Source organism: Azospirillum sp. A26 (assembly GCF_042604635.1).
In the GTDB taxonomy this organism is placed as follows: domain Bacteria; phylum Pseudomonadota; class Alphaproteobacteria; order Azospirillales; family Azospirillaceae; genus Azospirillum; species Azospirillum palustre.
Genome location: NZ_CP170477.1, coordinates 168,450 through 191,436, shown reverse-complemented (window position 1 = coordinate 191,436; position 22,987 = coordinate 168,450). Strand labels below are relative to the sequence as shown.

Here is a 22,987-nt window from a genome sequence, read left to right as displayed (position 1 = left end):
GGAGGGGGCGGCGCTCACCCCTCCTTCGTTCCTTCCAGGACGCCACGCACGCGCTCCAGCAGGTTGCCGCCGGTGAAGAGGTGGCCCGGAAGGCCGGCGGCCCGCGCCGCCGCCATGTCGGTGTCACGGTCGCCGATGACGAAGCTGGCGGTAGGGTCCACCGGCCAATGGGCCATCAGATCGCGCAGCATGCCCGCTTCCGGCTTGCGCCAGTCCGAAACACGGCGATAGCGCTCCACCACCCCCTCCGGGTGGTAGGGGCAATAGCGGACATCGTCGAGATGGGCGCCGTTGCGGCGCAGTTCCTCCCGCATCCAGCCATGGAGGGCGTGGATCGCCTCCTCCTCGTAGCGGCCGTGGGCGACGCCCGCCTGGTTGGTGATGAGAAAGACGTAATAGCCGCGGTCGTTCAGCAGCTTGACGGCGTCGACCGCCCCGTCGACCCACTCGAAACGGTCCCGGTGATGGACATAGCCGTGGTCGAGGTTCAACACCCCGTCGCGGTCGAGGAAGGCGGCCGGCCGGCGGTGCCATCCGGCCGCCAGGCTGTCGGCCCGCGCCAGATCCTGCGGAATGCCGATGTCGATGAAGGTGCCGTCATAGCAGCGTCCGGCCAGTTCGCCGCGTTCGGCCAGCCCGGGCAGCACGTCGCGTTCCAGCGAACAGGGACCGGCGGGAATATGGTCGAGGATGCGGCGGTCCATCCAGTAGATGCCGCCATTGATGAGGCCCTGCCCTCCCTGCTCCGGCCGTTCGGCGAAGGCCTGGATCCGCTCGCCCTCCAGACGGACGGCGCCGTAGCGCGCCGCATCCTCAACCCGGCGCAGCGCCACCCGTGCCAGCGTCCCGCCGCCGAGCGGTGCCGTCAGATCCAGATAATTGATGTCGAAGTAGGAGTCGCCGTTCAGCAGCAGGAAACGGTCGTCCAGCGCATCCGCCGCCTGGACCAGGGCGCCGCCGGTGCCGGCGGGGCTGTCTTCGATCAGGCAGGACAAGGCGACGCCGAAGCGGCTGGAGCGCCCATCGGCCGTCGCCGCCTCCGCGCAATAGTCGCGCAGCACGTCGCCGCGATAGCCGCCCAGCAGCAGCACCCGGTCGAAGCCGAAACGGGCAAGATTACCGATCAGATGGTCGAGGAAGGGTTTCCCCGCCACCTCCAGCAATGGCTTCGGCGTCAGGCGCGTGCGCTCTCCCAGCCGGGTGCCGAGCCCGCCGACCAGAATGACGCATTGGCGGGGAAGCGGGACCGGTTCGGGGAGGGGCATCTGCTCGGGCATGGAAATGGACATGGCCATGAAGATGGGACACTCGCGAAATGCGGGGATCGCGCATCCTCCGGCGGAAAGTGCGCTGAGCGTTGAAAAGGACCTATCATGGCTCCTCTCACCCGTTCAACGCTTCGATAGTGTTCCTGCGGACAGAGTAGAATCGGCAATAGTCCCGCGCGGCCTTCCTCTCCGAGCATCAGATATTCCAAATTTCACACGCATGGATGGAGGTGTGCGGCGAAACTGATCCTTGCGTTGCCAGGCTGGTCCGGACTACCTATGCCGCGGTTCGCCGCGCCGCGTTCCCCCATCCCCGCGGAACAGTCCGCTTTCCCGCGCTGCCGTCGGCGGCGCCCGTCCGCCTGTTGGCAGAGGTCATTGCATGTCCCAGCCCCTGAACATTCTCGTCACCGGCGGTGCCGGCTATCTTGGATCGATCATGGTGCCGGCGCTGCTCGATGCCGGCCATTCGGTCACGGTGCTCGACAACTTCCTGTTCCGCCAGGCCTCGCTGAACCATGTCTGCGCCAACCCGAAGTTCGATCTGGTGCGCGGCGACGCCCGCGACGAGGCGACCCTGCGGGCGCTGACGAAAAGCGCCGATCTCGTCATCCCGCTGGCCGCGCTGGTCGGCGCCCCCATGTGCGATGCCGACAAGATCGGAGCCGAGACCATCAACCGGGAGGCGGTCGTCACCCTGACCAGGATTCTGTCCAAGGATCAGCGCATCGTCATGCCGGTGACCAACTCCGGCTACGGCATTGGCGAGCAGGGGAAGTTCTGCACCGAGGACAGCCCGCTCAACCCGATCTCGCTCTACGGCCGCACCAAAGTCGATGCCGAGAAGGCGGTGCTGGACCACGGCAATTCCATCAGTTTCCGTCTCGCCACGGTGTTCGGCATGGCGCCGCGCATGCGGGTCGACCTGCTGGTGAACGACTTCGTCTATCGCGCCGTCAACGACCGTGCCGTGGTGCTTTTCGAGCCGCACTTCAAGCGCAACTACATCCATGTGCGCGACGTCACCCGTGCCTTCCTGCACGGGCTGGCGAATTTCGACGCGATGCAGGGCCGCCCCTACAATGTGGGTCTGTCCGACGCCAACCTGTCGAAGTGGGAACTGTGCGAGCGGATCCAGAAGCATCTGCCGAAGTTCGTGTATCTGGAAGCGCCCATCGGCGAAGACCCCGACAAGCGCGACTACATCGTTTCCAACGAGCGGATCGAGGCGACCGGATTCAAGCCGGCCTTCTCGCTGGATGACGGTATCCAGGAACTGATCAAGGGCTACCGGATGATCCGGAATGCCGTCTACGGCAACGTCCTGTAACCGGGCATTGCGCCGGCACTGGAAACCCCGGGGCAATGCCCGAGGCAATCACTGAGCGGAAGGACGCTGTGTTCGGGCAACACGGCGGCCTTCCTCGGTTGCGAGGACGAAGACCTCCTCGGCGCAGTAGGACAATCTGACCCAATTGCGCTCCTGAAGAAGTTTTGCACCGGGTTCCCCGACCTGATCGATGGTCGCCTCGCCGTCCTTTTCGAACACCAGGAAACGCAAGAGTTCAATCGGCGAACGCCCTATGGACGCGTGGTCGACAAGCGACGGAAAAGGATGGGAATCTATATATCTTTGGTTGAGTTTCATGATCGGCGCCATCCCGCACATTCTTATTCAATGAATCTCATGTTGTATTAGGCGCGGATTTTTCACAGTTGGGATTCGCACTAATACATTTTCTATACGCCCACCTATGCGGATGGAGCGGATGCGTCTTCGGAGACGGCGATCTGTAGTGCCGCCTTCCTGGGGCGTCCGATAGAATTTATGGAAATCGATGGCGCAACCAACGAACCCGCGCATTGATAAAAACGCGCCCGAACCATATAGTTCGATAACATTCCCATTCTGGCTTCGGCGCATAAATCGATGATTATTGCGACATTTTCCGGTTTTCTCGAATTCATAACGACGGAAAAGATTTACGGCTGGCTCTATAATCAGAGCGAACCGTCGGCATTGAATTTCGTCGATGTTTACGTCGATGGTCAACTCATCGGCGTCTACCCGTGCAACGGCTATCACGAATCCTTGTCCCATCTGCCGAACCGCAATGGCCATGTGATGTTCAGCCTGCCGACGCCGGCAGCGGTCCTGTCGGAATGGGGGGCGGTGGTGGACGTCCGCATCCACGGCACCGACACCTCCCTGTCCGGTTCGCCGATCCGGACGAACTGGCGGCGCGCCGTCATCGACACGGCCCTGTCGGCGGCGTCCGGTCCCAAGGCGCGGCTTTGCCGTACCGCGATCACCGACACGCTGAACGGGACGCGGCGGCTGGCCGAACGATCTGCTCCAGCCGCCGCATTGCGCCCCTCACCCTGGCTGAATGGCGGGCGCAGCGGCGCACCGGAATATTTCGCCCACCAGCTCCACCGGCTTAACGCCGCAGGCTCCTTCCACCTGGACGACGACGACGATCTCGCCGCCTTCATCGCCACGCACGGCGACCGGTTCGGAATCGGCGACCAGGCCCTGGTGCCGGTCGGCGCGGAGCAGGCGCGCCGGCTGGCCGAAGGTCATCCGGACTCCGACGGCCTGTTCTCATCCCGCCTGTTCCGCGCCTATGCGGCGATCCGGCGCAAGGACGAAGGGGCGGAGGATTGGAGCGCCCGGCCGGCGGCCTGGAAGACCTACGACTTCATCCAATGGGCGCTTGGTCAGGTCCGGCTGCCGGCGTCTGTCCTGGCACCGGAGCAGATCGCCCTGCTGAATGCTCCCAGCGGCGTCGCCGCCGCCGCTCTGCCCCTGACCAGATTCTATGCCGAATCCTATCGGCGGGACGCATCCCTGGCGGGCAACTGCTCGCTCTCCAATCAACAGGATCTGTTCGTTGTCCTGCTGGCCGTGACGCTGTGGCTGATCCGCTGGAACCAGGATGAGATCTTCGTGCCGGAGGATGTGCGCCGCCTGTTGCGCACCCCGGTGGAGCATGAGGGGCAATGCCTGGAAGGGCTCGGCTATTTCTGCCAGCGTCTGGGCATTGCGGATGGGGGTGCGATCACCTTCGGGTCCCTGAAGGCGCTCCAGACGGCCCGGCCTGCTTTCCATCGACCGCCGCCGGGCACCGTCCGGTCCCCCCAGCCGGCGGCAGGCGTCAACATCTTCGGTTATCTCAACGGGCTGACCGCCATAGGCCAGAATGCCTGGACCAGCCGGTCCGCCATCGCCGCGGCCGGTTACGAGGTCCGGACGCCGGCGCTCACCCGGTCTTCCCTTTCGGATTTCCGGCAGCTGGACAGCCGGCCGCCCCTGCCGATCAACCTGCTTCATTTCGGCCTGATCGGCGCACCGACCGACATGCTCAACCAGGGCTTCGACCTGTTCCACGGCGCCTACAACATCGGCCTGCTGGTCTGGGAAAGCAGCGCCCTGCCGCTCTCCGCCCGGCTGACGCTCGAACTGCTCGACGAGATCTGGACACCCTCCTCCTACTGCGCCGCCATTTTCCGACGTCATTTCGCCGGACCGGTGGAGGTGGTTCCCCATGCGGTGGATCCGGCCTTCACCCCGCCCGCCGCTCCCGAGCCTGGCACCCCTCGACCGGACCGGCCTTTCCGCTTCTATTTCTGCTTCGACGAGCTGAGCTGGTGCACGCGCAAGAATCCGGCCGGCACGGTTGAAGCGTTCCTTCACGCCTTCCCCGCCGGGACTGAGCCGGTCGAGCTGGTGGTCAAGCTCCGCCATGCCGGCGGTAGCGGGGTTGCAACGTCACACACCGTCCCATCGGCCAGCAACCGGCGCGAGATCGGCCGATTCCACCGGCTGGCGGCGCAGGATTCGCGCATCCGGCTGCTCGACGGCAATTACGAGACGGTGGAGATGGCGGCATTGATGCAGGACTGCGACTGCTATGTCTCGCTGCATCGGGCCGAAGGCTTCGGCTACACCATGGCTGAAGCCATGATGTGCGGAAAGCCGGTGATCGCCTCCCGCTATTCCGGCAACCTCGATTACATGGACGAGGGATGCGCCTTCCTGGTCGGGGGGACCGAGCGCTACATGGCCCACGACGAGTATATCGACGTGCCGCCCGGCTCGCGCTGGTTCGAGCCGGACCTGGACGATGCTGCCGCCGCGATGCGCCGGGTTTTCCAGGACGGCAAGGAGCGGACGAACCGGGCGACCGCCGCCGCCTTGCGGGCGAAACGCGACCTGTCGCCGGAAGCGGTCAGCCGGCTTTACGGCGAACGGGTCAAGGTGGCGTTGCAGCGGCTTTCCAGCCGCTGAACCGACCCGGTATCGAGCGTCTTCAGGCAGCGGCCCCCAATGCAGACAGCAGGTCGGTGACGACGCGCAGGCTGCCGACGGCCACGCCGCACCGACGCGAGCCGTCCCGCGCATGCGGAGCGGTGGCCGGAAGGGTCACGGTCAGATCGGCCGATCCGAACCGCAGCGCCCGCTCGAGCGGGCGTCCCCGGCCCTGACGGTCGAGGGCATAGACGAGTTCGCGGTCCGCCTCCCCCTGCTCCATGGCAGGAGAGGGCGCAGGAGCCGCGACCGGGCGGAGCGCATAGCCGTCGAGATGCAGCTCCGGCACGACGTCACGGTCGATGGCGCTGTCCGTAACGGTGAGCGCGACACGCATCCGCGGATCGGTGAAGACCGGCAGGCGCAGCCAGGAGCTGCGTTCCGGCCCGGTCCAACGCCAGACGCCCTGGCCGCGTTCCCGCTCCGGCCCATGCCAGTTGTCGCCGATCACGGCCGCCGCCCCGTCTTGACCGGGAACAAGCGAAATCTCGGTCACCAAGGCGATGTTGGTGACGATGAGGGTACCGTGGATGGCCAGAGACAGTCTGGTGAGCCGGGCGCCGGGAAAGTCGGTCTCGACCGGAAGCGCCACCCGGATGGTGCCGGCCACCTCGTCGATCCGGATGCAGGAGGCGGGAAGCTCCCGGCCGTCGACCTGGACGGTCAGACAGCCCGGCGCAGGGCGGGGCAGGCGCGGCGCGGACAGGCAGGTGACGACGATGCTGTGCGGCGCCGTGCGCCACAGCCGCTGCGCGGCCGCAAACACGGTGCCGGCATAGAAGGCGTAATGGCGGTGGCCGAGATCGTCATAGACGATGGCCACGGAAGGACCGGACAGCGCCATCATCTCGCTGACCGGACGGCCGATGTCGATCAGGTCGGTGAAGAGGTCGATCAGGGGCAAGCCCCTTCCGGCGAAGCGGCGCAAGGCCGGTATCCGGTCCACGTTCTTCACGGATGCCAGCAGGGTCCGGACATGCCGTGGCCAGTCCTGCCCATAGGCGGCTCCCAGCACCCCGAACCTGTCGTAATCGAGCGGCCGGCCCCCTGCCCAGTCGGACAGCAGGCCGCCGAGTGCCTGGATCCCCGGTCCCCATTCGACCGGAACCTCGGGCAAGCTGGCCGGCGGCTGGGGAGACGGAACGACCGGGGGTCGCCCGCACAGCCTGCCGATGACCGCGGCCAGCCGCTCGTCGTAGAGCGCCAGGCTGTGGGCGCTCTCATAGGTCCGGCGCCACAGGTCGCGGCAACGCCTGCGCCGTTCGGAGCTTTCCAGCAGAGCCAGGACCGCCGACGCGAAATCCAGCGGGGTGTCGCAGACGAAATCGGGATCCATCCCATCCTGCAAGGCACCGCGCAGAGCGAAGGAGGTGGAGACGATCGGCTTCCCGGCGGCGACCGCCTCGATCATCTTGATGGCACCGCCGGCCCCTTCATGGATCGGCAGGATGACCAGCTTCGCCGCGGCATAAAGCGGCGCCACATCGTCGAGCATTCCGGTGAAGACGATGTTGGGATGGTCGGGCCAGTTGCGCGCCCAGGCGATGCTGCCCGCCACGAACAGCGTGACCCCGGCCCGCGACAGATGGGGGAAATAGACCGTTTCCAGGAACCAGATCAGCCCGCGGCAGTTCGGCTCGTGGCCCGAACTGACGAACAGAAGGTCGATGCCCGGCAGCGCCTTGGCCTTGTCGATGACGGTGTCCGCCATGCTGACGGCGGCGTCTGCACTGCTGCCGGTGGCAGCCTCTGCCATGCTGCCGGTGGCAGCGTCCGCCGTGCTGCCGGCGGCGGCCCGGTTCTTTTCCGGAGCCGTCGCGACAATTCCGCAGGAGGCGACCAGGGCACCCAGGTCGGGAGCGTCCAGGATCCGCTCGTATCCGGCGCCGTCCGTGAAAAGCGGCATCGGGAGATGCGAGATGCGATCCCCCATCTCCCCCTTCAGCCGGATCACCTCCAGCTCGCTGAGGCTGACCACATGGCCGCAGCGCCTGAGCATCGCCTTTTCCAGGTCGAATTCCCGCGAATCGAAGTCGCGGTTGCCGTACAGAGCCTTCTGGAAGGACTGGATGTCGTGCATCTCGCACAGAAGCGGGACGCCGTCCCATCCCAACGCCTCCACCACCGGCAGGAAGCGCACATAGTTCAGGACGACCAGGTCGAACCTGGTTTCGCGGGCGGTCTTCAGCAGGTCCGGGGGAAAGGACAGGCCTTGCGCGAACAGCAGGTCGCGTTCCAGCGAATAATGTCCGGCGGCGGCCATCCGGGCCAGCCGGCCGGCGGTGTGCCCATCGAGGTTGGCGGAGAGATGAAACAGGCAGAAGACCTCCGCCACCGGAAGGCTGGACAGACACGCTTCCAGCGCGGCACGCCATCGCTCCATCGCCTCGCCGGTCTCGAAGGTCCGGGTCGAGACGAACACCCCGGTAATCCGGTAGCCCGAACGGGCCAGATGGTCGATCTGGTTGACGGCGACCCGGCTGGCCCCATTGCGCAGCAGCATGGCGTCGCCGTCCATGACCAGGGCCACGCGCAAGGCAGGTTCGGCCGCAAGCACCGGAACCGGGTTTGCGGGAACGGTTGCCAGCAGGGCGCGGACATAGCCACGGGGGTCGGTGCGCTCGCGCCAGTGGGAGCGAAGCCGTCCCGCCGCTGCCGCATAGTCGGGATGGCGGTCGATCATCCCCTGCACGGCTTCGAACAGCCCGTCGGGGTGGCGGTAGACGGCGGCATGCTCCGCGGAGACCTGACCGGCCATCCAGGATCCCTCCGGCACGATCACCGGCTTGCCGGCGACCAGCGCCTCGACCAGAATCCCCGAACTGCGTTCGGCGTAGCTGTCGGGATCGTAGGGAATCAGGACCGCATCGCAGGCCTGCAGCCGGCGGTAATAGTCGGCAGTCGGCAAAGGGGCCGCGGTCAGTTCGACCTGCGGGGCCGTGAATTGCAGAAGCTGGTTGCGCGCCTGAAGCATGCCCGGTTCGCCGCCCGGTGCGTTGAAGTGCGACTGGACGAGGAAGCGTGCCTTGCCGGGGCGGATTGCGGTCCGCCAGAGCCGTGACAGCAGCGACGGCAGCAGATGATAGCCCTTCTCCAGCCGCGCATCGCCGAAATAGCCGATCGCCAGGGGGCCGACCGGCCGGGAAGCCGCCGGCGCGACGGCTTCGGCGGCTTCGGCGTCGCGCCGTTCCACGGGATCCCCGTCCAGCAGGTCGGTGCGGAACGGGATGGGCATCACGGTGAAGGGATGACCGAACAGGCCGGTGAAGGAGCGGGCCAGCGGCTCGGTGTCGCTGAGGAAGCCCAGCTTGTGGCGGAGGGGCGGATCGTCCTGCAGCCTGGCGAACGCACGCACCAGCGAGGACCGCCACGGCTCGTACAGCCAGGACAGGGGAAAGCGGAACAGGAGACGGATGTGCGGCAGGGCAGCGACGGCATCCGCCGGCAGGCCGAGCAGCCAATGCAGGATGTCGTCCGCCTCCTCCCATCCCAGGGTGTGCAGCAGGACGATGTCCCCCCCGGCCGCACCGCAATGGTCCAGCAGGGCTGACAGCTCGTCCGCGATCCTGGTGACGGCGGTTCCCTGCCGGTGGGCCTGGGCGGCCTCCCCCCAGCTCATGGCGAACCAGGGCAGCACATCCAGGCCGATGGAGCCGGCACCCTGGAACAGGGACGGATCGACAGACCGGTTCGCGGCGATCAGGACCGAGAGGCCGAGCTCCTGCGCCGCCCGCGCGACCGACGTGCTGTATTCGTAATAATGGCCGCCGAGCCCGATGAGGGACTGGTCGCAGAGAACAAGGCGATTCATCAGGGCCGCCGCAGAGGGGACAAACAGTTCAGGAATAAAGGAGAATTGCTCCCTGCGTGTCCAGCCCGATATCGATGACCTTGGCCGGGGAAACAGCCTCCGTGACCTGCGCCCGCCGTTCCGGCGGCACCACTATCAGCAGGAAGCCGCCGCCGCCGGCACCGCAGAGCTTGCCGCCGAGCGCACCGTTCGCCATGGCGCGGTCATACAGCTCGTCGATGTGCGGCAGGGTGATCTTGCTCGACAGCGAGCGCTTGATCCGCCAGCCCTCGTCCATCATCCGGCCGAACTCGGCGACCATGGCCTGGGGGTCCTCCATCTCCATGACGGCGACCGACTGGTCGACGAGGTCGAGGAGGGCATCCATCTGCCGGTCCACCTTGCCGGCCTTGGTGTTGCCGATCTGCTCGTCGAGCGTCGCCGACGCATGGCGGGTGACGCCGGAGTAGATCAGCATCAGCGAGTCGACGAAATGCTGCTGCACCGCGCCGGTCATCGACACAGGGGTGATGCGGATGTTCCTGCTGTCGAAGTCGAAGCGGTTGATCCCGCCGAAAGCGGCATGGAGCTGGTCCTGCACGCCGACGCGCTCGTTCAGCAGATCGCGCTCCACGAAGATGGCCCGCTTGGCCAGATCCATCTTGGTAACGCGCTCGTTGCGCAGCCGGGCCAGCAGGTTCAGCAGGGCCACGGTGAAGGCGGAAGAACTGCCGAGCCCGGTGCTGGCGGGAATGTCGGACATGATGTTGATGTCGAGCATGTCGTCGATGCGGTAATGCCGCAGGCATTCTCGCACGACGCTGTGCTCGATCTCGCCGACCTCCATCACCTTTTCCAGCCGGGAATAGCTGACACGGTAACGGTAGTTCTGAATGCCGGAGATTCGCAGCGCACTGATGTAGATATACTTGTCGATCGCCATGCCGACCACGGCACCGCGCTGTCCCTCCTTGCGGAAATGCTCCGGATAGTCCGTCCCGCCGCCGAAGAAGCTGATCCGGAACGGGGTGCGCGACATGATCATCATGGCTGTTACCTTGACAAGGATGCCTGGGCGGGCAGTCCCGGCCGGATGGTTCCGGTCAGGCTGCCGCGGACCTGTGCTCCGCAACGAAGCGCCGGACATCGTCCATGCTGGAAGGAAGGGACGTGCCGCTCAGGCGTCGCAACTTCTCCAGCGAGAGTTCGTAACGCACGACGGCCGCATCCTCGCGGAAGACCGAGCCCGCCCCCATCTCGCCCCCGATATCGCCCCCGATCTCGCGATGCAGATCGCCCAGATGGACCAGCCCCTCGGCTCCGAGATTGACCACCTCGTTGCGCACGCCCCGCTCGACAAGGCGCCAGACCAGATCGGCGGCATGATCGGTGTGGATGAACTGCAGGCGGCTTTCCGGGGAAAGCCACACCGGATCCCCGTTCAGCATGTCGTAGACGGCGTTCTTCTTCAGTCCGGGGCCGACGAAGCCGCCCATCCGCAAGACCAGCCAGGGACGCCGGCTGGCCATCACCAGCTGTTCGGCCAGATGTTTGTGCAGGCCGTACCGGCTGACCCGGGCGAGGTCGATCGCCTGATCCTCGCCCGTCGTCTCCGGCGAGGACGGATCGGGATAGACGTCACCGCTCGACAGGAACACGTAGCTGCCGGCGTCGAAAGCCACCAGGCTTTCCATCACCGACCGCACGGAGGCATCGAAGTCGAACAGCGGATCCCGGTCGGCCAGGAACTTCTTGCTGTTGCCGTTGGCATTGATCAGCACGTCGCACCGGGTGCCGCGCAGCCTTTCGATGTCGTCCCGCCCGACCAGGACGCAGTCCATGCCGCGGGCGGCGAACAGGCGGCGATAGGCGGAGCCGACGAAGCCGTTGCCGCCGATCAGATAGATCAGGGGACGGGGGGTCATAGCCGCAGCCCGTCGCCGCGGTCGGCGTAGTGGGTCGCGAACCAGTCGATGGTGCGGCGCAGCCCGTCGGCGAGCGGGGTCGGACAGGAAAGGCCGAGCGAGGACAGCCGCGCGGTGTCGAAGATCTTGACCATCTGGCCGTCCGGCTTGCCGGTGTCCCATTCGATCCGGCCGGCATAGCCGGTGAATTCGGCCACCGTCTCCGCCAGTTCGCGGATGGAGGTCTCGGTGCCGGACGAGATGTTGACCGGTCCGACCTCGTCGAAGCTTTCCAGGAAGAAGGGGATCAGCGCGGCCACGTCGCCGGCATAGACGAAGTCGCGGGTCGGCTTTCCGGATCCCCACTGGGTGATGCAGTCCACCCCCTGCAGCCGCGCCTCGTGGAAGCGGCGGATGGTCGCCGGGATGACGTGGCTGTCGAGCGGGTGGAAATTGTCGTATTCGCCATACAGGTTGCCGGGGATGATGACGGATGCGTTCAGCCCATGCTGCTGCCGGTAGGCGCGCGCGGCGACGACGCCCATCATCTTGGCGGTGGAATAGGGGGCGCTTTCCGGCTGGGGATAGCCGTTCCAGAGCTGGTCCTCGCCGATCGGGCTGGCCGCCCGGGCCGGATAGGAGCAGCCGCCCATGGGATAGAGCAGCTTGCCGACCTTGAAATGCGCCGCCGCTTCGAACATCAATGCGGTCAGCAAGGTATTGCGCAGGTAGAAATCGGCGGGATAGGTGCGGTTGGCGCCGATTCCGCCTGAATAGGCCGCCAGATGCACAACGGCAGTGGGGCGGATATCCTGGAACATCTTGTGGATCTGGCCACGGTCCATCAGATCGTAGTGCCGGGAATTGACCGCGAAGACGTGTTCGGCCCCGTACCGGTCATTGAGAACCCGAACAGTGTGACGGCCCAGAAAGCCGGTTGCACCGGTGACAAGAATACGATCAAGATCAACCATAATGACCCAAGCCGCTTCGGTGTTCATTTCTTAAGGAATGCTCCACGAAGCTGCGCTCAACGCCACGGAACACCCTCATGGGAGTTCGTTCTGTATAGCAACGGCAACTCCTCAACGTAAAGAGAAGTTTGTCCGGCTCACATGCGTCCGTGCCGATTGCCACAAGCATGCGACAAATCTATCAGTTGATTTTTTTCGATTTTCCCGAGCCCTTCCCGGTCGCCTTCCTGCTCAGGAAGAGACAAAAATGAGGTATTGGAGACCGGATATTCTTGCTTACCCACGCAACCTTTCGTAGGATATCGTCCAATCAATTAGCAAAAATTTTCAGGGCAAATTCCGATGAATGAGAAAGAAGTAAAAAAAGAGATATTCATTATCGGACATGCCCGGTCCGGAACGACGATACTGTGCGATATCCTCAATTCTGACAGGAATGTCTTTCTTCTGAAGGAAGGAGAGATATACTGGCGTACGGAACTTCCGCATTTTCCGGATTTCTTCAATCGGAAGGGCGCTTCCCAGAACCGCACATGGCTCAAGGGGCATTATCTCCCCCCCTGCATACCGCCCAGCCTGCGCGGCGATCAGGTGCTGACCGAACTGGCGAAATTCTATCCGCGCGTCGGCGATAAAATCGCCTTGGGACCGAGGCGGCCGGAGCAGCTTGGCCTGTGGGAACATTTCGCCAAGAATTATTTCCATGCGGATTACGTCTTCACCATCCGGCACCCGCTGCAAGCCATCGTGTCCATGCACCGGATGTTTCCGGCCAACGCCTATGGGGATCTGATCGACACGTGGCTGGAAGCCGTCTCGCTGATGATCCGTTTCATGAGCTTTCTGCCGAATGTCTACGTCATCCCGATGGAGCGCTATTCCGACCGCGTGCTGGAACGGCTGAACGGGTTTCTGGGGACCGAGGCGGTGGTCGCCGGCGCTTCGCTGCGGGCCGCCGCTTCGAACGGTCTGGATGCCCTTCCCGGTCTTTCAAAGGAAGATGAGGATCGGATCGAGCGATGCGGGCAAATCTACAGGGATCTTTACGATTCCTGGGACGAGAACAGCCTGAAATTCTACTATCATCGCAATTTTTACGATTACTTCGAATATTATACCCGAGAGATATCGGCGGTCATGTCTCCGGTCCAGTCACAGTCGGTGAATGCCTATCCTCCGGTACGGACATTCATCAACGACCCACGCCGCGCCGTGCTGGCAGCTTATGCCGAGTGCCCCTTGCCTTTGCCGGAATGGCAGGAAATTGCCGAGGATTATGTCAAAGCGTTCCCGGAAGACGGCTATGGCCATTACATCCTGGCGCTCATGCTGATGAAGCAAGCGGATCATCAGGAGAATGCCCTTCGTCATTTCGACGAAGCTCTCCGCATTGGGTATGATCCCTTCTGGATTAAGTACAACCGGGCGCACCTTTACAAGCAGATTAACAAATGTGCAGAAGCAATTATTGATCTTCAGGACGCAATTGCACTTAGAGGGTCGCATGAGGGAGCACAAAATATGCTAAACAGCCTGTTATCTGAAAATACAATTTGATTTATTTCATAAAATAAAATTGCTATTTGGAAAATTCAGCTCATTGGAGTTGGATATTTGATTAGTCAAGAAGACGTCGGTACGCATTTATCTACAATCAACTTGACAAAAAATAAGATATGGAGAAGATATATTTTAGAGATCCTTATAGAGCGATGGCGGTTATCTTGGATATCGAACAGAGAATAAACGGAATAAAAGGCCAAGTTGATATTATAAGCATACAAATAAATGGCAACTGCACGCCTTGGTACCGTGGAAATACGGGAGAGCCGGCAGTAAACACTGTTGTTCGGGACCTTTGCAAACCAGGGGATACAGTTTTCGATGTGGGTGGTCATATCGGATCAATGACTGTCGCAATGTCGCGGTCTGTCGGTCCTCGAGGCCAAGTCTTTACATTTGAAGCAAGCCCCAGGAACATTCCACAGCTTCAACGCAACATCGTTGCGAATAGCTGTTTCAATTCTCATCTTATTCACTGCGCCGTTTATTCAAATTCTGAAGATATAATTCAGATAAGATACAGCAATGCATCTGCTGCCGATGGCATATATTTATCATCATATAGTGAAAGTATTGATGTCAGCACACTTTCACTTGATGATTTTGTTGATGATACCGGACAAACGCCTTCGTTCGTAAAAATGGACATTGAAGGCGCAGAATATGAAGCCCTGTTAGGATTTAAGAAAACGATAGAACGCGCTCATCCATCGATTGTTCTTGAACAATTTCCAAGCCAAATTCGCTGTCTGACTTTCATGAATGAATTTGGTTATAGAGCTGTTGATGTGGATACTCTAGAGGAGATTACAGAGGAGATCTTTAATTCGGAAAAAAGAACCAGAAATATTCTTTATGTTCACAGGGAATCTCCACCAACCCCTTATCATTATGAGTTCTTTTTCCATAAATATTTTGAAGGATCGATAAACATAGACCCAGCCTCTTCCGAAATTTTATATCATTCTGAACAAATAAAAATTTGTGATGGGCGCCATAGAATATATATGAACTATCCTTTTTCATGGATTTCATCTAATGACACTGTGAAAATTGGCGTTCAAGCATATGGAAAAGACTTTACATTCTATCATGGCCCAAAATCTGCGCTTTATCAGAACCATCGATATTTGATCGTCAATCTTCCCAAAGCAGCCGATTTGGTGATCTGGATAGAGTGTTTGGCCAAGGCAGTGGATACCGAGACTGTCGGCATCACGATTGATCACGTCGTTTCCGAGATCCCATTCCGGAACCGCCGATCGATCGGCGACGGGCTCCTGCCGATTTGACGGATTTGGGAAAATAATCCTTCTTGCTTTGCGGCATTTCTGATAAGCCTCTCCGGATCACGCCCCAAACTGTGCCCGCGCTCATCTCAATGAGCGCGGGCACAGTTGTTTTTGGCTTCTCCAATCGGAGGCACCCTGAAATGCATGCGTTGATCACCGCCGAGGACGCCATGGGACGCCGGACCGATGTGCTTGCCACATCGACCATGGTGTTCAACATTTTCCTGACTGCCGGCACTGCCAAACTGATCCCGGTTCCGTCCGGAGCACGCCATGTCCTGTTTTCCGCCACCGGGAATTTCTGGGTCCGCTTCGGCGGAGCCGTCGCTTTGCCCGTTTCCGACATTCTCGACGGCAGCGGACCGGAATTGAACCCCGCCGCCCGGACGGTCGACGCCATAGCTGCCCTGGGCATGGTGGCCCCGGCCGACTGCGCGGTATCGCTGGCTTTCTACGGGTGATGGCGATGAGCAATTCCTACACCACAACGGCACCGGCCGTTCCTGCGGTCGATCCTGTTTTCACCGGCACCGTTGCCCTGGGACCGGGCAAGGTCACGGCACCGGCACTCGCCGCCGCCGCCGACCGCGACACCGGACTGTTCTTTCCTGCGGGCGATACGCTGGCTGTCGCGACCGCCGGTGCCGAACGGCTGCGCGTCGAACCGACCGGCATGGTTCGGCTGGGCGGCAGCACGGGGGCCGAGAGCCTGCGGGTCGTTCCCCTGGCCGGCGCCACTGTCTGTCTTGTGGCGACCGGGGGCCTGACGGGGAATTCCCCCTCTCTGGGCAGCAGCAGCGGCAATCTTGGCCTTGCGCCTGCTGCCGGGCTGGTGATGAACACCAACACCGGCAGCAATGGCTGCGGTTTCGCCGGCCAAGCATCCGGTATCCATCTCTTCAGCCTGACGCGCGACGCGGGCAACGGCGCAAGGCTGGCAAGCTATGACGGGGTTCGCGTCGTCACCGGTGCGATGAGCGGGGCGACGAGCGGCACGGAGCAGCTTCGCATCGTCAACACACCCAATGCGGTCAACAGCGTGCAGGTTACGGGAGCATCCACCGGAAATGCCCCTGCCTTCGCGGTGCAGGGGACCGATGCGGACATCGGGTTGAAGCTGCTGCCCAAAGGCGGCGGCCATCTCTGGTTCGGCACCTACAGCGCCGGCGCTCCGGCCGCCACCGGTTCCATCGCCATCCGCGATTCCGGCGGCACGATCCGTCAGCTTCTGTGCGCCTAGATCGGGCCGCTTCCCATTTCGCTTCCATATCTTCAGGAGAGTTGGCCATGGCTCTTGAACGCGCCGTTTCCACGCCCTACGGCATCGACGCCACCTATCACCGCATCATCGGCCTTCAGCTTCACTTCGCCGAACGCTGCGCCGACGTGACCCTCGCCTCCTATCTTACGACGGCAGCCCGCCAGACCGATCATCAGCCGCTGGGCGTCATCCAGACCCGGATCGATTTCTCCGAAATGGCTCTGCCCGATGGCTCCGAACCGGGCCGGAGCGAGATCTACCAGGCCCTGAAGGGCCGGGCCGAATGGCAGGGGGCAACCGACTGCTGACGGGTTGTGCGGGGCGGGACAGGCTCATCGCCCGCTTCCGCCCCGCACCCGACCTCATGCCGGCAGGCAGACTGCCGTCTCCCGCTGCAGAGCGGATGCCGCCGGCAGATGCGGGATCATCTTGTCGAACTGCGCACTCCAGTTGAGTTCGCAGCGCACCGCTTCGTAGCAGTTCCGGACAAGCTCCTGATACCGCTCGGTACGCGCGATGGAGATCGCGTAATGGATGGCCGCCTCCAGATGGCGGTTCTCCCAGCCTTCCATCAGGATGCCGCAGTCGTAGCGCCGGATGATGTCGGCGCATTGGGGATTCGGCGTGCAGATCGGCGGCACGCCGGCGGAAATGGATTCGAACAGCTTGTTCGGCGACGCAAAGAACGAATTGAAGTCCAGAGGGCGCCAAAGAACGAAGCGATAGTCGTAATCCTGGACGATCCCATGAAGCCGGGACAGGGGAAGCAGGCCGAGATAGGTCACATTGCCGGATTCACTTCCCTTGCGGACAATCGATCTGGTCGCATCGTCGTCCTGAGGCCCGGCCATATCGATCCGGATGTTGTCCATCTTCAGGCCGGACAGGACATCGCAGAACGTATTCCTGTTGATCGTACCGGCATGAAGGAAGCGGACAGGCCCATCCGCAGCCAGTGCCTGACGGGGCGGGAAGCCCTGGTCGGACGCAACGTTCAAAAGCTCCACCAGGGGCTTCGACGTCCATTCCGGAGTGCGGAGATCGTAAGCCGCCCGGCGCTGTTCCGGAACGGCCACGATATCGACCATGTCCTGAACCATGTCGTTGAAGTCGCCGTACAGGCTGCCGCCATGGATCTGATGCTCGAGGCTTTCGAGCATGTAATAGATCAGCAGGGCCGGCTTATGGCCGGACAGCAGCAGTCCGGGCATGACCGCCCCGTTGGTGACGATGAGGACATCCGGGCGGAAAGACCGCAGGAAGCGCTCGATGAACCGCGCATATTCGATATGGAACACCGGGTCGTGCGGCGGGGTGCGCGTTACGAAGCGCCGCAGGGAAATCAGGTCGTGGGCGAACAGCGCGCGGCGCCCCTTCATGTCCGGCTCGACGACCACAGCTTCGGTCGCGGCGTAATGGCGGGCCAGCGAAGCCGTCAGCAGTTCGATCTGGGGAACGGCGTAACCGAGCGTGATGTCCGACAAGCAGGCGATCTTCAAGGTTCAATCCCTTTCCAGGAAGGCCATGGAACGGTGGTTACCAATCTTGGGCGGAAATCCGCTCGTCCGACCAGCGGGGAGCGGCCGAGGATTGCGCCAGCAGGGTCGAAACCAATGTCGACGGTGCGTTGCGCTCCCGCCACCCGGGAGCAAAACCGGCAACCGAGCGATTGAGAGAGGCGTAGCTGCCGTGCAGAATGGCAATCGCGTCGGCCAGGGATCGGGCGATCTCCTCGTCGGAATTTTCCTCGATGTATTTGATGCCGAGCGCCGTCTCCGCGATGGGCACAGGCGACTTCAGCCAGCGGAGCGTTGGGCGCACAAGCTGGTAGTCGGTCGTGGTGAAGGCATTCAGGAAACCGATCCACAGCCGCGTCGCCTGCGGGATCAGCGGAATGACGACGGACATCCGCTCATCTCCAGCATGACCGACGATGTGATCCCGCCGCCAGAGCTCCGTGGACCGGACTTCCCCCTCCTCCCACTCATCGCGCAGAAGAGCGACCACCACCCGGGTGTGGCTGTCGTGGAATGGCGAGTCATGGCCGAAGGACAGCCAGACATGGGTGCAGCCCGTCGGCACCGAGGATTGGATGTAGGTCGTCTGGTGACGGGAGATCCGAACAGAGCGCGAAGACACCGCCCGGTCAGCGGGCTGGTCCCCGTCATTGGACAGGGTCCGCCACGGGAAGGCCTGCAGGCAGTTCTGTTCGCTGACGATGCTGTCCGGCTCGATGCTGCCGGCATGAAAGGCGTAGGATGCCTGATCGACGATTTCGGACATCCAGGTTCCGGCCGGAACGATCACGGGTTTGCCCGCCGCCAGAGCTTCGGTGAAGATGCCCGAGCTGCGGGCCGTGTAGTTCAGTCGCGTGTAGGGAATTAGCACAAAGTCCGAGCGGTCCAGAAGCTGGTTGTACTCGGGCACGGACAAAGGCCGCGGAAGCGTACGGACGGCGCTTCGGCTCATGGAGCGCAGATGCTCCAGCGCCTGCAGGATTTTCAGCTCCGGCCGCGCCTGAGGGACATAGGACTGCAATTGGAAGCGCAGCAGGCCCGGGGCGACATGGTCGCGGTCGAGCCGGTCGATGGCTGCCGGGATCAGGTGGAAGCCCTTTTCCAGCCTGGCATCCCCGAGATAGCCGCCGACAAGGCAGGAATGGTCCTGCGCACCGGACTTCTGGCCGGCCAGAAGTCCGGTTGGGGGAGTGCCGTGGTCCCAGTGAAGAGTGAACAGGTCGATCGCCTCCTTCAATTTCTGGGCGATGCTGTTCAAGGTCTCGGCGAAATCCCTGCCCTGCCGGTAAGGGATATAGCCGACCGTCCGCGGCAACGGGCAGCGGCTCCGCACCCAACGGACCTGGAAGCGTTCCAGACGATAGAGGCTCATCGACGGCGTGTAGTTGCGCAGAGCCAGCCACACGACACGGCTGTTCGCCGGCACCTTGATCAGGACCGAATGCTCTCCCTGTCCGCGGGAACCGTTCCTGGAAGCCGCTTGCGGGTCACCGGCATGGGCGTGCGGGAAAATCTCGATGACGCGCCGCTCTGTCTGGTCGACGAAAGGCGGTTGGCCGGCATCTCCGCCGCCGATGAACTCGACCGTCAGTTCGGTTGTTGCGCCGGTATCCTTCCACTTGGAGGACAGGGTCACCGGGAATTTCAGCCAGAGGTGTGTGGCGCCTTCCGAAACGGCAATGCGGGTATAGGTCATGCCATTGTGGGTCAGCGCCACGCCTTCCGGCGTGCAGCTTCCGTCCTCTTCACGGTCGACGCCACTCTCATAATACCGGCGCCACCGCAACGCATTCGGATCGCCGGAGCTTTCCGCCAGCACGGCTCCATGGCTGGCGACCAGGGCCGCATGCGTCTGGCTCGCCTGACGGCAAAGCTGCAGGCATTCGGGAGCATCGGCCGGCAGCACGAGCAGCTTGCCGGCCGCCGCCAGATCGGCCAGCGGAAGTTGCGACGATCCATCGCGCAGAAGAATGAGAATGTCGGCTTGGCGCGTTGCCACGTCTGCCCAACGCGCATCGTCCACCGCCACACGGGTGAGAACCGCCGGATGCCAGCGGGCCAGGAGCGGGTTGGGAAGAGAACCGGCATCCTCCTGCACGAGGAAATTGGCGATGCCGGACGCGGTATGGTCGCGCCCCAGCAGCGGCATGATCCCCGCCAGAGCGGCGGAGCCATGGTTCCCGAGAATCGCCACGCGGCGCTGTGAGCGGTCATCCAGTTCCGGCAAGGCGACGGCTTTCCCGACACCGGCCTCGACGCTGACCGGCACCGGAAGCGTGACGAAGGAGAAAGCATCCAGGCGATTGTACTGGTAGGTGAGTTCGTCAGTATCGGTATAGAAGTTGATGCGGGTTTGTGCGCTGACGTCCTTCATGGCATGGAGCGCATGACGCATGGCATGCACCCCCCATTCGCCCGCATCGAACTGATCGCTGTAGCCGCGATAGATGTCCCGGCGGAAGACCAGATGATAGGTCGGAGCCTGAAGGGCATCGCTTTGCAGGATGGCCCAGCGCAGGCCGGCCAGTTCATGAGGCGCCATGCTGGGCAGGAAGATGTGGTCGTCGGCCGTCGGCTTCAGCGCCGCCACAGTGCGGATCAGGGCGGTGGCGAAGGACTGCGCGGCTGCCGTGCGCTGAGCCAGACGATTCCAGCGCTCCGCGTCGGCGGGAGCGCCGGCAGCGGTCTGACCCGCAAGTCCTCTGCCCTTTCCATCCTCCCGCACCAGGGAAGCGGCATCACGAATGCAGGCCCGAAGCAAACGGTAATGAAGGAAGCGGTCCACCTGGGGGTTGTGACCGCGGGTCATCGCCTCCCATTCACGGTCCGCCAGCAGCGACATGGCGGCAGAACGGATGTCAGCCATCCTACGCAAGCGGCGCAGCATTCTCGGCGAAACCGGGAAGTCGGCGCTGTAGTGGGAGAAAGTTTCAATGTCCTTCGACGCTTGCCAGAGCAAACCGAGCCGGGAGTAGCGCGCCCGCAGCAGGGATGCCACATCGGCATCGTCCTTCCATTCCTTCAAGGACGCCTTGACGGTGCTGTTGCCCCAAATGTCATACTCAAATACTCGATGAATCTTGTAAAATTCTTCATTGTCTGCGCTGTACATTTTGTTGGTAAACAGATGCGTCTGGAATGACCGATCCCGGGCACTTGCCAGGACCTGCTCTGCATACACAAGATAGTGCCCACCCTTGCCGACGATGGAAGGGTCGCAAACAATGAATTTGTTCTTCATGATCATGCTTTCGAAGAGCAGGAATCAAACATTGCAATCAGCTGGACCGCTCATCACGAGATTGAACAGCGCATCGGCAATCCTGCCGGCAGCGCGACCGTCTCCATAAGGCGAGCCCCCCTTTGCCATGCTTCGATAATGCCGAGGATCGCGCAGCAAAGCCTGCGCTTCTCCAACGATCCGTTCGGGGTCGGAACCGACCAGACGCGCCACTCCGGCGGCAATGGCCTCAGGCCGCTCCGTCGTATCGCGCAGCACCAGGATCGGCTTGCCGAGCGCCGGCGCCTCCTCCTGCACCCCTCCCGAATCGGACAGGATGATGTCTGCGGCCTTCATAGCAGACACGAAGCCCAGATAGTCGAGAGGAGAGATCAGCGTGATCCGCTCATGCCGACCGAGAATCCGATGAACGGCTTCCTTGACGTTGGGGTTGGGATGGACAGGCAGAACAACCTCGACATCCGAATTCTCCGAAGCCAGGCGCAGAATGGCCGAAAGGATCCGCTGCAAAGGTTCGCCGAAATTCTCGCGTCGGTGCAGCGTTACCAGAACAAGGCGTCGCCCGGAGACGGCTGCATATGGAAAAACAGGAGCGCCATCGGCAATGGACAGGAGGGCATCGATAACGGTGTTGCCGGTAACGAGGATCCGCTCAGCCGGAATTCTCTCCTTCAGCAGATTTTGCCGTGCAGCCTCCGTCGGCGCGAAATGCAACGCGGCGGTTTGGCCAGCCGTAACGCGATTGAATTCCTCGGGGAAAGGATTGCTCATATCGAACGTACGCAAACCGGCTTCCACATGGCAGAAGGGAACGCGTCGGTAAAAGCAGGCGAGCGCGGTCGCCAGAACGGTGGTCGTATCGCCTTGGGCAAGAACGGCGCTTGGGGCTTCGGTCGCCAGAATTCGATCCAACCCTGCCAGAGCCCTGATCGTGAGATCGGCGAGCGATTGGTTCGGCGCCATCAAATTCAAATCTATGTCCGGCTCGATGCCGAAGACGCCCAGAGACTGATCCAGCATGTCGCGGTGCTGCGCCGTGGCGATAACACGAACTGCACACCAGTCCACCAATTTTAAGGTCGATATGACAGGCGCCATCTTGATGGCTTCAGGACGGGTTCCGACGATGCAGAGAATATTTTTTGACACAAGGCTACCCCAAGCTTCTACTCAAACGCCCAGCCCGAGCTTCGGCGTCTTGCCTTCCAATCCGTTTAGCCTCTCATGCTTTCCCAGAAATCATTGAACAATCCGTTATGATTTTTCCGAACATTCGGGCAACCATTGGAACGCTCTATATCTATAGTCATTGGATGAATGTAACATACAGATGTCAACATAGCTTTTCCATTGCATCGACAGCATCATATAATTTTTGTTGGCATTGATATAGATCACTAATTTTTTCAATGAAATAATATGGAGAAGGAAGAAATGTCGCGAAATATTTGACCTGCTATTACTCTATCTGCAATTATATTTATATGACACCATCAAATATCTACACACAATTTTATAATATCACTTTTATGTTGATAAAATTTTGATACAACTTTTCATTTATGAATTTTCATATTCAGGTTTGGTTTCTTCCAATTTCCAATAAGAGTTTCGACAAAATTTTTAATCATCATGAACCATACCGATAGCTTTGAAGAAAGGCCTGCAGCTGACGGCTTTCTTTATCGCGAAAAACGAGATTATTCATCGAATTACGACAAGAAACTGACATGCTGGCAATCGCGACCACGCGGTTAGAGACGAACTCGAGTGATTTGCGCGACCATATGATGCGTGTCGGAAATCCGGATGCCGCCGGCATTCACAGCCCGCGCTTTGGCACCGAAATAACCGGGTGCCAGCAC

16 protein-coding genes are annotated in these 22,987 nt (G+C 61.7%); 7 read left to right on the top strand and 9 right to left on the bottom strand.

Annotation, left to right across the window (positions count from 1 at the left end; all coding sequences use genetic code 11):
• Window positions 1-14 precede the first annotated feature (14 nt).
• Window positions 15-1,295, bottom strand: coding sequence for an HAD-IIIA family hydrolase (locus ABNQ39_RS35705; RefSeq protein WP_376967257.1), 1,281 nt, complete (start codon window positions 1,293-1,295; stop codon window positions 15-17).
• Between the two features lie 355 nt (window positions 1,296-1,650).
• Between ABNQ39_RS35705 and ABNQ39_RS35700 the strand changes: the two genes are divergently transcribed.
• Window positions 1,651-2,598 carry an NAD-dependent epimerase/dehydratase family protein gene (locus ABNQ39_RS35700; protein WP_376967255.1) on the top strand — a complete coding sequence of 316 codons (948 nt, stop codon included), beginning with the start codon at window positions 1,651-1,653 and terminating at the stop codon, window positions 2,596-2,598.
• Window positions 2,599-2,646: 48 nt separating this feature from the next.
• Here ABNQ39_RS35700 and ABNQ39_RS35695 read toward each other — a convergent pair whose 3' ends face one another.
• Entirely contained in the window at window positions 2,647-2,916 is a 270-nt protein-coding gene (locus ABNQ39_RS35695) for a hypothetical protein (RefSeq protein WP_376967253.1), read from the bottom strand.
• Window positions 2,917-3,288: 372 nt separating this feature from the next.
• Between ABNQ39_RS35695 and ABNQ39_RS35690 the strand changes: the two genes are divergently transcribed.
• Complete coding sequence (locus ABNQ39_RS35690; RefSeq protein WP_376967251.1) at window positions 3,289-5,559, top strand: glycosyltransferase family 4 protein; 2,271 nt, start codon at window positions 3,289-3,291, stop codon at window positions 5,557-5,559.
• Between the two features lie 22 nt (window positions 5,560-5,581).
• On the opposite strand, the gene ABNQ39_RS35685 is transcribed toward ABNQ39_RS35690, so the two are convergent.
• From ABNQ39_RS35685 to ABNQ39_RS35670, 4 genes are read right to left on the bottom strand one after another with little or no spacing between them, the layout of a single operon-like run.
• The gene (locus ABNQ39_RS35685) at window positions 5,582-9,391 is read right to left on the bottom strand and encodes a glycosyltransferase (protein WP_376967249.1); all 3,810 of its coding nucleotides are present in this window, start codon (window positions 9,389-9,391) and stop codon (window positions 5,582-5,584) included.
• 28 nt (window positions 9,392-9,419) lie between these two features.
• Complete coding sequence (locus ABNQ39_RS35680) at window positions 9,420-10,418, bottom strand: GHMP family kinase ATP-binding protein (protein WP_376967247.1); 999 nt, start codon at window positions 10,416-10,418, stop codon at window positions 9,420-9,422.
• A gap of 55 nt (window positions 10,419-10,473) precedes the next feature.
• A complete protein-coding gene (locus ABNQ39_RS35675; protein WP_376967245.1) occupies window positions 10,474-11,295 on the bottom strand; it encodes an NAD-dependent epimerase/dehydratase family protein in 822 nt (273 codons plus the stop codon).
• Complete coding sequence (locus tag ABNQ39_RS35670; protein ID WP_376967243.1) at window positions 11,292-12,248, bottom strand: GDP-L-fucose synthase family protein; 957 nt, start codon at window positions 12,246-12,248, stop codon at window positions 11,292-11,294. The genes ABNQ39_RS35675 and ABNQ39_RS35670 overlap by 4 nt, the downstream gene beginning before the upstream one ends.
• A gap of 342 nt (window positions 12,249-12,590) precedes the next feature.
• Between ABNQ39_RS35670 and ABNQ39_RS35665 the strand changes: the two genes are divergently transcribed.
• The 5 genes from ABNQ39_RS35665 (at window position 12,591) to ABNQ39_RS35645 (ending at window position 16,672) form a co-directional block, all read left to right on the top strand.
• Complete coding sequence (locus ABNQ39_RS35665) at window positions 12,591-13,805, top strand: sulfotransferase (protein WP_376967241.1); 1,215 nt, start codon at window positions 12,591-12,593, stop codon at window positions 13,803-13,805.
• A gap of 119 nt (window positions 13,806-13,924) precedes the next feature.
• Complete coding sequence (locus ABNQ39_RS35660) at window positions 13,925-15,103, top strand: FkbM family methyltransferase (RefSeq protein ID WP_376967239.1); 1,179 nt, start codon at window positions 13,925-13,927, stop codon at window positions 15,101-15,103.
• Between the two features lie 71 nt (window positions 15,104-15,174).
• Entirely contained in the window at window positions 15,175-15,564 is a 390-nt protein-coding gene (locus tag ABNQ39_RS35655; protein WP_376967237.1) for an NAD/NADP transhydrogenase alpha subunit-like protein, read from the top strand.
• Between the two features lie 5 nt (window positions 15,565-15,569).
• Entirely contained in the window at window positions 15,570-16,343 is a 774-nt protein-coding gene (locus ABNQ39_RS35650) for a hypothetical protein (protein ID WP_376967235.1), read from the top strand.
• 47 nt (window positions 16,344-16,390) lie between these two features.
• Window positions 16,391-16,672, top strand: a complete 282-nt coding sequence (locus ABNQ39_RS35645) for a hypothetical protein (protein ID WP_376967233.1) — start codon at window positions 16,391-16,393, stop codon at window positions 16,670-16,672.
• 54 nt (window positions 16,673-16,726) lie between these two features.
• On the opposite strand, the gene ABNQ39_RS35640 is transcribed toward ABNQ39_RS35645, so the two are convergent.
• From ABNQ39_RS35640 to wecB, 3 genes are read right to left on the bottom strand one after another with little or no spacing between them, the layout of a single operon-like run.
• The gene (locus ABNQ39_RS35640) at window positions 16,727-17,863 is read right to left on the bottom strand and encodes a hypothetical protein (RefSeq protein WP_376967231.1); all 1,137 of its coding nucleotides are present in this window, start codon (window positions 17,861-17,863) and stop codon (window positions 16,727-16,729) included.
• Window positions 17,864-17,900: 37 nt separating this feature from the next.
• Window positions 17,901-21,122: a hypothetical protein gene (locus ABNQ39_RS35635; RefSeq protein WP_376967229.1), complete on the bottom strand. Its 3,222-nt coding sequence runs from the start codon at window positions 21,120-21,122 to the stop codon at window positions 17,901-17,903.
• A 24-nt stretch (window positions 21,123-21,146) separates the two neighbouring features.
• Entirely contained in the window at window positions 21,147-22,271 is a 1,125-nt protein-coding gene (gene wecB, locus ABNQ39_RS35630; protein WP_376967227.1) for a non-hydrolyzing UDP-N-acetylglucosamine 2-epimerase, read from the bottom strand.
• Window positions 22,272-22,987 lie beyond the last annotated feature (716 nt).

Coding starts and splice junctions, on each gene's coding strand:
- ABNQ39_RS35705 (WP_376967257.1), bottom strand. CDS start 1,295: ATGGCCATGTCCATTTCCATGCCCGAGCAGATGCCCCTCCCCGAACCG.
- ABNQ39_RS35700 (WP_376967255.1), top strand. CDS start 1,651: ATGTCCCAGCCCCTGAACATTCTCGTCACCGGCGGTGCCGGCTATCTT.
- ABNQ39_RS35695 (WP_376967253.1), bottom strand. CDS start 2,916: ATGAAACTCAACCAAAGATATATAGATTCCCATCCTTTTCCGTCGCTT.
- ABNQ39_RS35685 (WP_376967249.1), bottom strand. CDS start 9,391: ATGAATCGCCTTGTTCTCTGCGACCAGTCCCTCATCGGGCTCGGCGGC.
- ABNQ39_RS35680 (WP_376967247.1), bottom strand. CDS start 10,418: ATGATGATCATGTCGCGCACCCCGTTCCGGATCAGCTTCTTCGGCGGC.
- ABNQ39_RS35675 (WP_376967245.1), bottom strand. CDS start 11,295: ATGACCCCCCGTCCCCTGATCTATCTGATCGGCGGCAACGGCTTCGTC.
- ABNQ39_RS35670 (WP_376967243.1), bottom strand. CDS start 12,248: ATGGTTGATCTTGATCGTATTCTTGTCACCGGTGCAACCGGCTTTCTG.
- ABNQ39_RS35665 (WP_376967241.1), top strand. CDS start 12,591: ATGAATGAGAAAGAAGTAAAAAAAGAGATATTCATTATCGGACATGCC.
- ABNQ39_RS35660 (WP_376967239.1), top strand. CDS start 13,925: ATGGAGAAGATATATTTTAGAGATCCTTATAGAGCGATGGCGGTTATC.
- ABNQ39_RS35650 (WP_376967235.1), top strand. CDS start 15,570: ATGAGCAATTCCTACACCACAACGGCACCGGCCGTTCCTGCGGTCGAT.
- ABNQ39_RS35645 (WP_376967233.1), top strand. CDS start 16,391: ATGGCTCTTGAACGCGCCGTTTCCACGCCCTACGGCATCGACGCCACC.
- ABNQ39_RS35635 (WP_376967229.1), bottom strand. CDS start 21,122: ATGAAGAACAAATTCATTGTTTGCGACCCTTCCATCGTCGGCAAGGGT.